The organism is Rufibacter ruber, assembly GCF_001647275.1.
GTDB lineage: Bacteria > Bacteroidota > Bacteroidia > Cytophagales > Hymenobacteraceae > Nibribacter > Nibribacter ruber_C.
Map to the genome: position 1 here is coordinate 62,063 of NZ_LRMM01000023.1, position 13,648 is coordinate 75,710.

13 protein-coding genes are annotated in these 13,648 nt (G+C 53.3%); 3 read left to right on the top strand and 10 right to left on the bottom strand.

Annotated elements, in window-relative coordinates; all coding sequences use genetic code 11:
• Positions 1-76: 76 nt before the first annotated feature.
• Complete coding sequence (locus tag A8O25_RS10960; RefSeq protein WP_066834713.1) at positions 77-1,879, bottom strand: MutS-related protein; 1,803 nt, start codon at positions 1,877-1,879, stop codon at positions 77-79.
• Between A8O25_RS10960 and A8O25_RS23235 the strand changes: the two genes are divergently transcribed.
• Complete coding sequence (locus tag A8O25_RS23235; protein ID WP_161947739.1) at positions 1,878-2,048, top strand: hypothetical protein; 171 nt, start codon at positions 1,878-1,880, stop codon at positions 2,046-2,048. The two genes, A8O25_RS10960 and A8O25_RS23235, sit on opposite strands and share 2 nt — an antisense overlap.
• Before the next feature lie 28 nt (positions 2,049-2,076).
• On the opposite strand, the gene A8O25_RS10965 is transcribed toward A8O25_RS23235, so the two are convergent.
• The 8 genes from A8O25_RS10965 to A8O25_RS11000 all read right to left on the bottom strand — a co-directional run bounded on the left by A8O25_RS10965 (position 2,077) and on the right by A8O25_RS11000 (position 10,068).
• Entirely contained in the window at positions 2,077-2,502 is a 426-nt protein-coding gene (locus A8O25_RS10965; RefSeq protein ID WP_066834759.1) for a RidA family protein, read from the bottom strand.
• 113 nt (positions 2,503-2,615) lie between these two features.
• Entirely contained in the window at positions 2,616-3,977 is a 1,362-nt protein-coding gene (locus A8O25_RS10970; RefSeq protein WP_066834715.1) for a hypothetical protein, read from the bottom strand.
• Entirely contained in the window at positions 3,958-4,569 is a 612-nt protein-coding gene (locus A8O25_RS10975) for a hypothetical protein (protein WP_066834717.1), read from the bottom strand. Before A8O25_RS10975 ends, A8O25_RS10970 begins: the two co-directional genes overlap by 20 nt.
• A gap of 44 nt (positions 4,570-4,613) precedes the next feature.
• Positions 4,614-5,174: an RNA polymerase sigma factor gene (locus A8O25_RS10980; protein ID WP_066834719.1), complete on the bottom strand. Its 561-nt coding sequence runs from the start codon at positions 5,172-5,174 to the stop codon at positions 4,614-4,616.
• 399 nt (positions 5,175-5,573) lie between these two features.
• Positions 5,574-6,071 carry a DUF4442 domain-containing protein gene (locus A8O25_RS10985; protein ID WP_066834721.1) on the bottom strand — a complete coding sequence of 166 codons (498 nt, stop codon included), beginning with the start codon at positions 6,069-6,071 and terminating at the stop codon, positions 5,574-5,576.
• Positions 6,072-6,292: 221 nt separating this feature from the next.
• Positions 6,293-7,837, bottom strand: coding sequence for an L-piperidine-6-carboxylate dehydrogenase (gene amaB, locus A8O25_RS10990; protein ID WP_066834723.1), 1,545 nt, complete (start codon positions 7,835-7,837; stop codon positions 6,293-6,295).
• 134 nt (positions 7,838-7,971) lie between these two features.
• Complete coding sequence (locus A8O25_RS10995) at positions 7,972-9,462, bottom strand: Do family serine endopeptidase (RefSeq protein ID WP_066834731.1); 1,491 nt, start codon at positions 9,460-9,462, stop codon at positions 7,972-7,974.
• Between the two features lie 177 nt (positions 9,463-9,639).
• A complete protein-coding gene (locus A8O25_RS11000) occupies positions 9,640-10,068 on the bottom strand; it encodes an Hsp20/alpha crystallin family protein (protein WP_066834734.1) in 429 nt (142 codons plus the stop codon).
• A 415-nt stretch (positions 10,069-10,483) separates the two neighbouring features.
• Between A8O25_RS11000 and A8O25_RS11005 the strand changes: the two genes are divergently transcribed.
• The gene (locus tag A8O25_RS11005; RefSeq protein WP_066834737.1) at positions 10,484-11,692 is read left to right on the top strand and encodes a porin; all 1,209 of its coding nucleotides are present in this window, start codon (positions 10,484-10,486) and stop codon (positions 11,690-11,692) included.
• 69 nt (positions 11,693-11,761) lie between these two features.
• On the opposite strand, the gene A8O25_RS11010 is transcribed toward A8O25_RS11005, so the two are convergent.
• Positions 11,762-12,964, bottom strand: a complete 1,203-nt coding sequence (locus A8O25_RS11010; RefSeq protein WP_066834740.1) for a M20 metallopeptidase family protein — start codon at positions 12,962-12,964, stop codon at positions 11,762-11,764.
• Between the two features lie 198 nt (positions 12,965-13,162).
• Here A8O25_RS11010 and A8O25_RS11015 point away from each other — a divergent pair, with 198 nt between their 5' ends.
• The gene (locus A8O25_RS11015) at positions 13,163-13,594 is read left to right on the top strand and encodes a hypothetical protein (protein WP_066834742.1); all 432 of its coding nucleotides are present in this window, start codon (positions 13,163-13,165) and stop codon (positions 13,592-13,594) included.
• Positions 13,595-13,648: the final 54 nt, after the last annotated feature.

Genomic DNA, 13,648 nt, shown 5'->3' on the forward strand with positions numbered 1-13,648 from the left:
TCTTAGATTTATTCCCCCTCTCAGCAGCACAGGGTATCTGTTTTACCCCTGTTTTGGGAAAAACAAGTCATAAACGCTACAACTCAATTCCCATTTGACGCATTAACTGGCTGGCATTGAAGCTTTGGCAGATGCCGGGGCGCAAGGTATAGTCAAACCGCAGCTGGCCGTTCTCAAAGTAGCTGTTGAAGCTGTAATTTTCTACTGCCCCCACCAACTCCTGCTCCATATTGCCCAACTCCAGGTCATGGGTAGAGACAAAACCAGCGGCCTGCCGGCGGTTCAACTGCCTGATCAACGCCATGGCTCCCTGGTGCCGGTCATGCGAGTTGGTGCCTTTCAGAATTTCATCCAGAAAGAAATACACCGGCTGGCCGGCGCCCGTCAGGTCAAGGAGAATCTTCAGGCGCTTGAGCTCAGCGTAGAACGAAGAAGTGCTTTCTGCCAGGTTGTCTTCTGTGCGCATGCTGGTGTAGACCTGCGCGGGGAATACTGACAGGCGTTTGGCACAGACCGCCGCACCCGTAAAAGCCAGCACCATGTTCACACCCACGGCCCGCAGAAAAGTACTCTTGCCAGACATGTTGGAACCGGTGATCAGCACTGTGTGGCCAGCCCCGGCAAAGGCAAGGCTGTTGGCGGTCCGGCTGGGGCTGAAGATCAACGGGTGGCTTAATTCTTCGGCCTCAAACTGAAAGGGCTTAACACTGATCTGGGGTACGGCATACGCTGGGTTGGCATACTGGAAGGCGGCCAGACTGGCCAGGGCCTCAAACTCGGCGGCCGCGTTGAGCACTTGCCCAATGTTCCCAGACATGGTTTTCTTCCAGCGCTCCAGCCTGTACATCCAGATAAAATCCCACATGAGCACGTGGTTCAGAATAAAGTTCAGGTACGTGTTCAACCTAGCCGACAGGTACTGGATGATGGAAGCCAGTTGGCGTACGTGTTCAGAAGCCGGTCTGGTGTCAATCTTAAGCTGCTGCTGCAACGCCTGCGCCCTGGCACTCTGGAAAGTTCGGCCTTCAATGTGCACCAGCAGGTCTGTATAGCTGCGCAGCGTCTCGTACATGCCGGTGCTTTCTTCATAATATGCATCACGCTGCCGCTGGTACTTTACCGCAATCAGAAACTGGAGGAGCACCAGCCCAATAAACGGGTAATGGGAAGATCCCTGCGCCCAATACACGGCAGCCCCCAGGGTCAGGAACGGCAGCAGAAAGGTAGCCACCACCAGCCAGGCCTTACCTTTAAAAAAGTTGGGCTCCCTAAGCCAGAGCAGGAAAGGCTGCGGCAACTGTTGCGTTTTACGGTGGTGGTGCATGGCCCGCGCCTGCAGGTGCTGCCGCCACTCCAGATCAGGCACCAGCTCAGCCACGGCCTCCTGCCGCGCCAGAATCTCCTGCGAAGCCGCGGGAACCTTCAGCCACTCGGCCAGCCGCTGCTGCCCCAGCCGGGTCACGGCCCGGTTCAGGAGCTGAAAAATGGAGTTAGCCCCAAAGACGTCCAGGTCTGCGGTGTAATAGTGGTTGGGTTCCTGAAACTCGGCCCCGCTGGGGAAGTCACTCAACTCGCCCCGCAGGCGCTCCTGCTCAGACCGGTTGATCACGCCCAGGTACAGCTGGTGCTTGCGGGCGTACTCAATCTTGTTGTGCCAGTGAATGAGCGCGGCAAAGATGAAGTACCCGCTCACCAGCAGCGTGAGGCCGGCACCGGCGTGTTGGTAGTAGAACAACACCACGCAGCCCAACACTGCGCCCACAAAGAAGGTCAGCCGAAGCCAGCCCACCCAGCGGTAGGTAGAAGCCTGCCGCTCCTCGGCGGCGAAAAAGCGTTGCTCACGTTCAGCGAACAACCTTTCTGGGGAAGTATCTGTCATGCAGGGAATGAATCATTTTCGGCTGCGCCCGAATACAACCGCAGTGGATTTGGGCGGTCTACTTTCCGGCAGCCCAACAGCACGCCGTTGTAAACTTTCCGTTTTTGGCCTGTTTTCTCAAAAACAGGCAAAAAACGGCTTTCCTTTTTCTAAAGCAAAGATGGGATAATTATTGTGCAGATTGCACTTCAGCTGCACTAAATAGTGGCAATACACTTCAGTTCAATGGCAATGGGCGTGGGCAGGGCGTTTACCTCAACGGTGGTGCGGCAAGGCTGGCAGTCTCTGAAATACTGCGCGTACAGGCGGTTGTACGTCTCAAAGTCTGCTTTCATGTTAGTGAGAAAAACGGTGACATCAACCAGGTTCTCCCACTTTGAACCAGATGCCTCCAGAATAGCCCGCACGTTCTTGAACACAGCGTGGCACTGCGCCTCCATGTCATATTGCACAATAGAGCCCTCTGCGTCTAAGACCAACCCTTTCACCTGGTTTGTTTCAGGCTCCCGCGGGCCCACGCCAGAGAGGAACAGCAGGTTGCCTACTTTGCGGGCGTGCGGGTACGCCCCTACCGGTTTGGGGGCATTAGCGGCATGGAAGGCGGCGGCAGATGATGAATCCATAACGAATGCGTTTTTGGCCTGTTTCCCCGAAAATAAGCCAAAAACAGCGGTATAAAAAAAGCGGGCCTTCCAGACCCGCCTTTTCAACACAAAACAATTCTAAAATCCTGTCTTTAGTGAAAGGCAAGGCTCCCGTACTTGTTGGTCACGTTTACCGTGCCCTTAGGGGAAGAGCTGCCGTACCTGCCACGGTACACGGCAGAAGTGTTTTTCACTTCTTTGAAGGTGAAGTCTATCTTATCTTCATTGAACTTAGGGTTGCCGCAGTAAGAGGTGCTGATATCAAAGTTGAAAGCACTTTTGTCAGAAAATCCCAGCTTGATAAATGAATACCCGCCCGTGAGGTTCACTTTCTTGAAGTTGTTGCTAATATTCTCTACCTCAAACTTGGTGCAGTATTTTAAATCCATGGCCAGGGCCTCAGAAATGCTGCCAATAGAGAACGAGGTGTAGCTGCTCCTGCCCGTTACTTCACCCGCGCTGCCCACATTAAAATGGGTGTCATAGCGGCTTTCAACAGCCAGATTGTCTACTTTGTCAATGCTTACTCTGCTATAGGCGGTTGCGGCGTTAATGGCTTCGCCGCCATTCAGGCGCAGGTGGGAGTATTTCACCTCCAGATCACCCGCTTTAACATATTCCAGCACACACTCGCCAGTACTGTAGGTCACGCTGATGCTGTTTCTGCGGTTATTCAAGCGGCCGGTGGTCAGCTTGCCATATTTCACAGTCAAGTCAGTAGGCCCATCAAAGTCTGGCAACTGGATGACCCCGTACCGGCTGCTGATGGCCACCGCATTCGTTTTGGGCATTTTCACCAGATAATTGATCTCAAAGCTTTTCTCTGAGCTGCTTCTGATCTGCATGGGCTGCAACTGGGTGGCAAAGGAGATCAGATTCCCGCCTTCGGTCACGTTCACGTCAATCTTGTCCAGAATCTCCTGCGCTTTGCCCTCAGAGGAGGCACGGGTGATGATGCGCACCTCCACGGTCACCTCGTTCCGGTTCCAGGTCTGCACGTCTACCCTGCCAAAGCTGTTGCTGATGCTGAGTTTGTCTGCACCCGTGACTTTGAAGCTGCGTGCAATGTTCTTGGTTTTCTCAGCGGCAAACGGAACCTGCAGCGCTTCGCCATCTTTGATGATGAGGTCTGGCTGGTCAGGGTCTGGCTGCCCCAGCCCCTCTAACGCCTCCAGTGATTTCAAAGCCTCCAGGCTCTCCAGGCCAGACAGGTTTTGTAAACTTGACAGCGTTTCTAAACCCTTCAGGCTTTCCAGGCTCTTCAGAGACTGGGCTACTGCTTGGGCTACCTGCGGCTCCAGTACCTCCTGCAGCCTTTCTTGCACCAGCACATTCACACAGGTAGAGAGGTCCTTTGAAAAAGCGGCTGACGTTGATACCGTTTGCCCTTGTACCCCGGCAAAGCTGAAGAGGGCGGCTATCAAAAAGGCGAGTTTAGAGTGTCTTGGTTTCATTACTCACTTGTTGTTTTACGGTCTGTATGTTTTCAAGAACCTGCAACTGCCGGTTCAGGATCGCGATTCGCATTTTCAGGTTTTCGCGCATGGCCTCTACCACCACTTCTTTGTTAGGGGTGGTGTAAAGTTCTTTTTTGAGTTCGGCGTACGCCGAATCCAGAGCCGTGGCCTCCCGCTCCCATTCCTTCTCCATGCCCAGGGCTTTCAGGTCATACTCTTTCAGCTGTGCCTCTTTCTGCTCAATCACACCCACAAAGCGGGTTTCAATCTGCTTTACCTCTGGGGCAATCTTATCTAAGGACACCGGTTGGGCGGCGGCAAGGAGCGGGTCACGCTGCCAGGTGCCAGAACCGTAATAGCGGCCTGAGATGGCCACCATCACCAGTACCGCTACGGCGGCGGCGTACCGCCAGGCCACATTCCAGTTCAGAGGGAGAATCCTGGCTTCTTTCACCGGCTCTTCCTTCTGCTCCGGCTCCGGCTCAGCCGGCAGTTCGGCAGAGATATCCTGCCACAGGTCAGGGCGGGGCGAAAAAGAGTCAAACTCTTCCCGGTGGGCGTGTACAAAATCTTTCAGTTTATCTTTCATGGCGGTTTCGCTCTTCAGGTTACGCTTGGTTGCTTTTCTCTCTTCTATCTTGAAAGGGCCTGCTCTTCCATCAGGGACAGCAGCTTTTTGCGGGCCCGGCTGTACTGTGATTTGGAAGTGGCCTCACTAATGCCCAGGACCTCGGCAATCTCACCGTGGTCATAGCCTTCCAGCAGGTACAGGGTGAGTACCACGCGGTAGCCGTCTGGCAGCTGCTGAATGGCGCGCTTGATGCTCTCTACCTTGTACTCCATGTCTTCAAAGTCACCCTCAGATGTTTCCTCAGCGAAGTCCTGATGGTCTTCTATCTGCACCACCTGCAGACGCCTGCTGCGCACTTTGGTGATGGACTTGTTGATAACGATGCGCTTGAGCCAGCTCCCAAAGGTAGAGTCGCCTTTAAAGGTGTGCAGCTCTCTGAACGCGTTCAAGAACGATTCCTGCAAGACATCTTCTGCCTCAGTGTAATCATTGGTGATACGCATGCTCACGTTGAACATAGATTTGCTGTAGAGCTTGTAGAGCTCATACTGCGCCTTGCGGTCACCTGCTTTGCAGCGGGCCACTACGTGCGCGTTAACGTCGGTGTATTCCAGCGTCTCCAAATTGTAACTGTTAAGGCTTTCTCATGATATCCTGGTAAAGCAGCTCTCCGGAACAACACCAACCCTTTTCTACAGCGCCCTCTGACGCGCTCTGTTCCAAACTTCTGTACTAAAGACTACAGGTTTGTACATGGGTTGCACGGTGTTCCTAAAATTCTTCTGCTTTTTATAAGGGGCGTATAGCCGCTGACACGGAGTGAGGGCGGTGGCGAATCAGTGCCCTAGTTACCAATATTTTACAACGCCGCCAACTGGCGCCGCTACTTTAACAGATGTTTAACAAAACCTGTTTTGGCGCTGATTTGGGAAAAACAGCCGGGAAACGGAAGAGCAGGATTTTCTGGAAGGGATGGATTTTCTGAATTAGGAAAGCAAGTTGAACTGCTTACTTCACACAGGCTATTTCTTACTGCGCACTTTGTACGACCACGAGATCACAAACCGGGCCACCTCGTCTCCTGCCTCATCACGGCCAATGCTCACGGTCTGCAGGCTGGCGCCCAGGCCGGTTTCCTGGGTCTGCCTCACCGCCTGCGCTATGGCCTCCCCGTCTGCACAGGTGAAGGTAATGGTGCCTACGGCCTTCTTGGTAAAGGTGGCCTGCAGGTCTACCACCAGCATGGACACTGACGGATTGGCTTTGTACAGGTACATCATGCTTAACACCCCGGAAGACAGCTCGGCCGCCATGCCCAGACAGGCGAAATAGATGGACTTAAACGGGTTTTTGGTCAGGTAGCCGTATTCAATGGTGGTCTGCGCCTCCTGCTCTGTGAGGCTTTTGATCCTGACACCGGCCAGATAAGCCATGGGCAGGTTCTTGAAAAGGAACAGCTTGAGCTTAACCGGGTTGGTGATGACTTTCTTAAAGGCGGCAACGCTGGTGGGAGTAGGCATGACGGGGTTAGTTCAAGGTTCAATGCAGAAATGCCATCTGCAGCAATAGCTTCTTTACGATTTCAAAAAGAGAAGGTAGCAACTTCTGCAGCGGCAGAAAAGATCTGGCTTTAGAAACTTCCTGTTTTGGGGCTGTTTTTCTGAAAACAGCCCCAAAACAGGAATGCCCCTTCTGGCGCAGCACCAGAAAGGGCATTTGGTTTCTTGCAAGCGTGAACCGGTTACAGATCAAACTTGATCCCCTGCGCCAGCGGCAGCTCCCGCCCAAAGTTGATGGTATTGGTCTGCCGACGCATGTAGAACCGCCACGCATCTGACCCGGACTCACGGCCGCCGCCGGTATCTTTCTCCCCGCCAAACGCACCGCCAATCTCAGCCCCGGAGGTGCCTATGTTCACGTTGGCAATGCCGCAGTCAGAACCCCAGTGGCTCAGGAAAGTTTCGGTCTCCAGCAGGTTGGTAGAGAAAATAGAAGAAGACAGGCCCTGGCGTACCCCGTTCTGGATTTCAATGGCGTCTTCTACGGTGCCGCTGTATTTGATCAGGTACAGAATAGGCGCGAAGGTTTCTTCCTGCACGGTGTGATACTCGTTTTTGGCTTCTACAATGGCCGGGGTCACGTAGGTGCCGGTGGCGTATTCTTCACCTTCCAGCACGGTACCGCCGGTCAAGAGTTTACCACCTTCTTTCTGCACGTCATCCAACGCTTTCAGGAACGCAGAAACCGCGTCTTTATCAATCAACGGCCCCACCAGAATGCCGTCTTTCAGCGGGTCGCCAATGGGCAGGTTGGGGTAAATCTTGAGCAGGCGCTCTTTTACTTCGTTGTAAATGTTTTCATGAATGATGAGGCGGCGGGTAGAGGTACAGCGCTGCCCTGCAGTTCCCACAGCCCCGAACACCACGGCCCGGATAGCCATTTCCAGGTCAGCATTCTCAGTGAGGATGATCGCGTTGTTGCCGCCTAACTCTAACAGAGACTTTCCTAAACGAGCACCCACGGCCTCGCCTACTTTCTTACCCATGCGCGTTGAACCCGTAGCCGATACCAGCGGCACGCGGCCGTCATGCGCCATCTGGCTGCCAATGCTGGCATCACCCACAATCATGCTGAACACGCCCTCAGGCACGTTGTTTTCCTGCAACACGTCTTTGATGATGTGCTGACAGGCCACCGCGGTCAGCGGGGTTTTCTCAGACGGTTTCCAGACCACCACATCTCCGCAGATAGCGGCCAGCATGGCGTTCCAGCTCCACACGGCCACCGGGAAGTTGAAGGCCGAAATCACGCCCACAATGCCCAGCGGGTGGTACTGCTCATACATGCGGTGCGTGGGGCGCTCAGAATGCATGGTGTAGCCGTGCAGCTGGCGCGAAAGCCCTACCGCAAAGTCACAGATGTCAATCATCTCCTGCACTTCGCCCAGCCCCTCCTGCAGGATCTTGCCCATCTCATAGCTCACCAGTTTGCCCAGCGGTTCTTTGTACTCGCGCAGCTTCTGGCCAATCTGGCGCACCACTTCGCCCCGCTTGGGCGAAGGCCATTTGCGCCACTCCAGAAACGCCTGCTGGGCGGTGGTGATGACGCATTCATAGTCTTCGGCCGTGGCCATGTTTACTTTGGCAATCTCTTTGGCGTTGGTGGGGGAGGAAACAGTGCGGGTATCACGGTGGCTCTCACCGCCCCACTGCAAACCGGTGCTGTAAGCAGGATTGGTATCCTTGATGCCTAACTGCGCCAGAATATCTGATATTGGTTGTGACATAGTTTTAAAAATGCTGGTTCAAAGTCCCTAGTATAGCCCTTTCTGTTAACTTTTGAAACAAAAAAGCTCCTGCCGGCAAGCAGGAGCTTTCTAAAGAGCCGTTTATGGCTTGTTTTTTCTATTTCAGGGCAAAACTAGCGGCCAATGGCGTAGTAGGCGCGCCTACCGTCTGGGTACACTCCCTCAATCAGGAGGCCGCCGCCACGGGAGCTTTTCAGGATTTTCTCTACGTCTTGCGGGGTGTTCACTGAGTTGCGGTCAATTCTGGTGATGATGAAGTTGTCTTTCATGCCGGTTTCGGCAAAGCCGCTTTTCTCAATACCGGTCACTTTCACGCCACCGGTTATGTCCAGTTTGCTTAACTCCTGCTTGCTGGCGGCCTCAAAAGTAGCCCCCTCAATGGTCATGGATTTGGCCGCGTTTGGATCACGCTTCACAATCTCAGTGCTTCCATTGGCGTTGCGCAGGGTCACGTTAATGGTTTTGGCGTTTCCGCCGCGTACAAAGCCCACTTTGATCTTATCACCGGGGCGGTAGCGGGTTACCTGCTCTTGCAGCTGGGCACCGGTGTTCACTTTCACGCCATTGATTTCTGTGATCACGTCACCTTCCTGCAGACCGGCAGATTTGGCGGCACTGCTTTCAGAGAAACCGGCCACGTACACCCCGTTCAGGTTTTTGATGCCTTTCTCTTTGGCCAGCTCTGCGTCAACCTCCTGCATAGAAACTCCCAGCAGGGCGCGCTGTACTTCGCCGTATTTGAGCAGGTCATCTACCACTTTGCTTACAATTGAAGACGGCACGGCAAAGGAGTAACCGGCAAAGGAACCGGTCTGGGAGGCGATGGCGGTGTTGATGCCCACCAGGTCACCGTTCAGGTTCACCAGGGCCCCGCCGCTGTTGCCGGGGTTCACGGCGGCGTCTGTCTGAATAAAAGACTCTACGCTCATACTACCCGCATTCTGCAAGATGCCCACGTTACGGCCTTTGGCACTCACAATACCGGCGGTTACGGTTGAGTTGAGGTTGAACGGGTTGCCCACGGCCAACACCCACTCCCCTACCCGCACGTTGTCTGAGTTGCCGTAGCGCAGGGCCGGCAGGTTCTCTGAGTTGATTTTTAACAGGGCAATGTCTGTGTTTGGGTCTGTTCCCACCAGTGTGGCGTCAAAGGTGCGTTTGTCATCTAAGATCACCTTGATTTTGTCTGCGCGGTCAATGACGTGGTTGTTGGTTACAATGTACCCGTTAGAGGCAATGATCACCCCAGAGCCTGAGCCCATGGCAGGCCCCTGCTGGCGCTGGTAGCCTTCAAAATCATCTCCGAAAAAATCCCGGAAAAACGGGTGAATCTCACTTGGCGACCGGCGCGCCTGCACTCTATATTCAGTGGTTACGTGCACTACGGCAGGGGTTACCAACTCAGCCGCGGTCACAAAGTTGATGCCTTCTGGCACCGTCACATTAGACGCACGCATGGCGCTGGTATATCTTACATTGGTGTTAGGTTGCTGCTGTCCGGCAGCGGGCCTGTCTTCTTCCAGCAATTTGTAACTTCCAACTGCTACTCCCCCACCTAACATAGCGGAGAGCATCAGACCCAACATAAACTGTTTAGTTTTCATACAATAGGTCAGCTATATAGGTTAATAATGTATTAGTCTAGTTTTAGTATCTGAAGCAAGGCTTCTTTTTTGTGTACGTCTGAAACGCTAAAAAAGCAAAACTAGTATTATAAGTCAATCAAACACTAAGCCAAAAAGGCGCTTTGCAGCGCCTTTTTAACATTTCTTTAACGTTTACTATTTCACTTCAATCTGGCGTTTCACCACTTTCTCCTCAACCTTGGGAACGGTGATCTGCAGCAGGCCGTTCTCAAACTGGGCGTCAATGCTACCCGCGTCTACATGGTCTGGGAGTTGGAAAGAACGCCTGAACTTGCCGTACAGGTTCTCTACGCGGTGGTACTTATGCTCTTTCTCCTCTTTGCTGAAAGCGCGCTCGCCGCTCACGGTCAGCACACCGTCCTGAAACTCAACGTGAATGTTTTCTTTCTTCAGGCCGGGCAGGGCCACTTCCAGCTTATAGCTGTTTTCAGTTTCCCAAAGGTCTACCGCCGGGGTGAAGCCACTTACGCGGCGGTTGTTCACCGTATCCTGAAAGAAGGTGTCTAACAGGCTGCTAAAAGGGACTCTGTTTTGTACTACCGGATGCTGTTTTACAGTTGCCATTGTCTTTATCTTTTTAAGGTTGATTGCTCAATTCTAAGGTGGACACCTCCCTTATAGAAAATTTTGTACCAACCCAGCCTTTACCTAAAAACAAGACAGAACGTCTTGATTCACAATAACAGCCAGACAAACATAAGACACAATGGCAGAAATAGAGAAGATTTTAGCCGTTCCTGGAAAAGAGCTTTATAAAAGTATTTTGTGTTTTAAGCCTGTTTTTCTAAAAACAGGCTTAAAACAGAAGGAATGAACGGTGAAAACTTTCCTGTTCCAGAATCTTTCCTGTTTTCGCAGCTTAACTTCGCCCTTAACAGTATAGAACGGGTAACCTGCGGCCTACCTCAGCATTCCCGTTCACAGCCAACTTCAGCAGTTTTTATTTGGCTGGCTTTGTATCTACCCATACCACCAAACTATGAGAAAACACCTCTACCTTTGGCTTCTGGCAAGTCTTCTTTTTGGCACCACCGCCGCGTTTGCCCAGGTACCTGAAACCCGCGAAGCGGGCGTAAACCTCCATTTCACAGACGGCCTCAACTTTACTACCCGTGACTCAACCGCCAGCATCAACCTGCGCTTCAGAATTCAGAACCGGGCCGACTTTGAGACCCAGGCCGGTGACGATTTGGACTTAGCCTCTCATGGCGGTTACATCAAACGCCTTCGGCTCCGGTCATCTGGTTACCTGCTCAGCAAAAAACTCACCTACTCCCTGCAGCTCGGTTTTTCTCCCGGCGACATGGACGTAGAGAATTCTGAACACCCGCAGCTGATTAGGGACGCCGTTCTGTTCTACCAGTTCACCCCCAACCTGAAAATTGGGTTTGGGCAAACCAAGTTACCCGGCAACCGCCAGCGCGTGATTTCTTCTGGGGAGCAACAGTTTGTAGACCGTTCTATTGTGAACGCCACCTTCACCATTGACCGTGATTTTGGGTTATTTGCTTTCTATGAAAACGAGCTTGGCACGGTGCCTATACGTTTACAGGCGGCCCTGACTAACGGTGACGGCCGAAACGCTTCGCCCGTAGAAGGCTCCGGCGCAGCTTACACCGGCCGGGTAGAGGTGCTTCCGCTTGGTGAGTTCACTCTGGACGGAGATTATTTTGAGGGCGATTGGGTGCGCGAACCGAAACCCAAATTAGCGCTCGGTTTCGGCCTTTCTGAAAATGACAACGCCTACCGCACCGGCGGGCAGATAGGCTCTGAGCTGCCCGGTTTCACAGATTTGGAGGCTTACATGGCCGACTTGATCTTCAAATACAACGGCTGGGCCACCCAACATGAATGGATTCAGCGCAAGGCAGACCAAACCCAGTTCCTGACCGGAGACGGATCAGACTCGTTTATCTATGCCGGGCAAGGCTACAACGGGCAGGTGAGTTACCAATGGCCCAACCATTTTGAGCTGGCCGCCCGCTACGCCGTCATCACGCCAGAAAAGCAAATCCAGCACCTGGCGCGCCAAACCCGGCATTACACCTTGGGGGCCAATTATTACATAAGGTGGCACCGCATCAAGCTGCAGTCTGACCTCACCTACCAAACCCGCGAGAACTTAGCCGTAGACAACAGTCAGCAAGACAACTGGATTCTGCGGTTCCAGATGGAATTGGGCATTTAAGAACCAGTAAGTCAACTCCGTTTTGGGCCTGTTTTCTGGAAAACAGGCAAAACGGAAATTTGATGATAACTATAAGCGGGCCAGCGCCTGTAACTCTTGAATAGCCAGCCACGCCATTAACCCGCTGCCCAGTTCCAGGGCAGACTCATCAATGTTGAAGGTGGGCGTGTGCACGCCCGAAGTGATGCCCTGCGCCTCATTTCTGGTGCCCAGGCGGTAGAAGCACGCATCAACCTGCTGCGAGTAGTAAGCAAAGTCCTCAGCGGCCATCCACATATCCAGCTCCACCACGTTTTCTGCGCCTAAATATTCTACCGCCGCGGCCTGCGCCCGGGCTACCAAAGCCGGGTCGTTTTTCAGGAAGGGGTAGCCGTCCATGATGGTGATGTCACAGCTGCCGCCCATGCTCTCGCAAAGTCCTTCGGCCAGTTTTTTGATTTTCTGCTTCGCCTCGGCGCGCCAGGCTTCGTCCATGGTCCGGAAGGTGCCTTCTATGTGCACTTCCCCCGGAATCACATTGGTCGCCCCATTGGCAATGACTTTGCCAAAAGACAACACCGACGGAACCTTAGGGTTGGCCCGCCGGCTCACAATCTGCTGCAGCGCCACCAGCAAGTGCGCCGAAATCAGGACCGGGTCCACCAACTGTTCCGGCAAGCCGCCGTGCCCGCCTTTGCCCTTCACGGTGATGTAGATTTCATCTGCACTGGCCATGTACATACCTGACCTAAAGCCCACCTTGCCCGCCTCCAGCATAGGGAACACGTGCTGGCCCATGATGCTCTGCGGCGCGGGATTCTGCAATACGCCCTCCTTTATCATCAGAGAGGCCCCTCCGGGGAATTTCTCCTCGCCCGGCTGGAAAATGAGTTTCACCGTACCTTCAAACTGGTCTTTCAGTTCCTGCAGAATTCTGGCGGTGGTGAGCAAAGACGACGTGTGTACGTCATGGCCGCACGCGTGCATCACACCCTGGTTCTGGCTTTTATAGTCCACGTCATTGGCTTCCAGAATAGGCAGAGCATCCAGATCGGCCCGCAGGGCGGTGGTGGCTTTCTGCGGGTTTCTACCTTTCACCAGCGCCACCACCCCCGTCTCGGTGACCCGCTCCGGCTCCAGCCCGTACTCCTGCAGCTTCTGGAAAACATAGGCAGAGGTGTTGTGCTCCTGAAAGGATAGCTCGGGATTCTGGTGCAGGTGGTGCCGGGTAGCCACAGTGTCTGCGGCGTATTGTTTCGCGAGTTGCTGAATATGGCTGGTCAGTTCTTTCATGGCTAAAGCGGAATTTTCCAGGGCAAAGGTACGGCTATAAAATGAAAGCGCCGTTTCTGGCCTGTTTTCTCAAAAACAGGCCAGAAACAGAAATACGCAAAGATTCAACACTCCCTCATCTAACTGTCTAAAGACCACAGGCCTGGCGTGAACTCATCTCCGGCAACTGTTGTCTCTCTGCCATAGAGCCACTTAGCCATGAGAAATTCTTACAACACCCTTGCCGTACTGCTGCTACTCTTAGCTGGCTCTGCCTGCGACATGGTTTGGCCGGAGCAGTCGCCGCAGTATTGGTACAAGGTGCACAACAACACGCGTGAAACCCTGGAGGTCACCCTAGACCCTGACCCCGCCACTAGCCATGCCACCAGCACCATGCGCTGGACCGTTGCCCCCGGCAAAACGGCAAACGTCTGGGGCTCCTCCGGATCTACTGAAGAAGGAATGGTCTTTGACTTTGAGAAAAAACACCCCCGAATGCAGTCTTTCAGGCAGGTGCTCATGAAAGGCAACGGCATGCTCAACCAGCCCAAAACAGACTTCACTTTAACAAAGCACTGGACCTACCATAAAATCAAAGCCTACGAAGCCTCTTACACCCTCACGGTCAGTGAGAGTGATTTCTACTAAAAAAAATTCCGCCTTTGTCTGTTTTTATTGAAAACAGGCCAAAAAACGGTCGGA

What these genes read in the sequence shown, in the direction of transcription:
- A8O25_RS10985 (WP_066834721.1), bottom strand. Translation starts at nt 6,071, where the DNA reads ATGCCTACTCCCACCAGCGTTGCCGCCTTTAAGAAAGTCATCACCAAC.
- A8O25_RS11015 (WP_066834742.1), top strand. Translation starts at nt 13,163, where the DNA reads ATGAGAAATTCTTACAACACCCTTGCCGTACTGCTGCTACTCTTAGCT.
- A8O25_RS11000 (WP_066834734.1), bottom strand. Translation starts at nt 10,068, where the DNA reads ATGGCAACTGTAAAACAGCATCCGGTAGTACAAAACAGAGTCCCTTTT.
- A8O25_RS10970 (WP_066834715.1), bottom strand. Translation starts at nt 3,977, where the DNA reads ATGAAACCAAGACACTCTAAACTCGCCTTTTTGATAGCCGCCCTCTTC.
- A8O25_RS10965 (WP_066834759.1), bottom strand. Translation starts at nt 2,502, where the DNA reads ATGGATTCATCATCTGCCGCCGCCTTCCATGCCGCTAATGCCCCCAAA.
- amaB (WP_066834723.1), bottom strand. Translation starts at nt 7,837, where the DNA reads ATGTCACAACCAATATCAGATATTCTGGCGCAGTTAGGCATCAAGGAT.
- A8O25_RS11005 (WP_066834737.1), top strand. Translation starts at nt 10,484, where the DNA reads ATGAGAAAACACCTCTACCTTTGGCTTCTGGCAAGTCTTCTTTTTGGC.
- A8O25_RS10995 (WP_066834731.1), bottom strand. Translation starts at nt 9,462, where the DNA reads ATGAAAACTAAACAGTTTATGTTGGGTCTGATGCTCTCCGCTATGTTA.
- A8O25_RS11010 (WP_066834740.1), bottom strand. Translation starts at nt 12,964, where the DNA reads ATGAAAGAACTGACCAGCCATATTCAGCAACTCGCGAAACAATACGCC.
- A8O25_RS10975 (WP_066834717.1), bottom strand. Translation starts at nt 4,569, where the DNA reads ATGAAAGATAAACTGAAAGATTTTGTACACGCCCACCGGGAAGAGTTT.
- A8O25_RS10960 (WP_066834713.1), bottom strand. Translation starts at nt 1,879, where the DNA reads ATGACAGATACTTCCCCAGAAAGGTTGTTCGCTGAACGTGAGCAACGC.
- A8O25_RS23235 (WP_161947739.1), top strand. Translation starts at nt 1,878, where the DNA reads ATGCAGGGAATGAATCATTTTCGGCTGCGCCCGAATACAACCGCAGTG.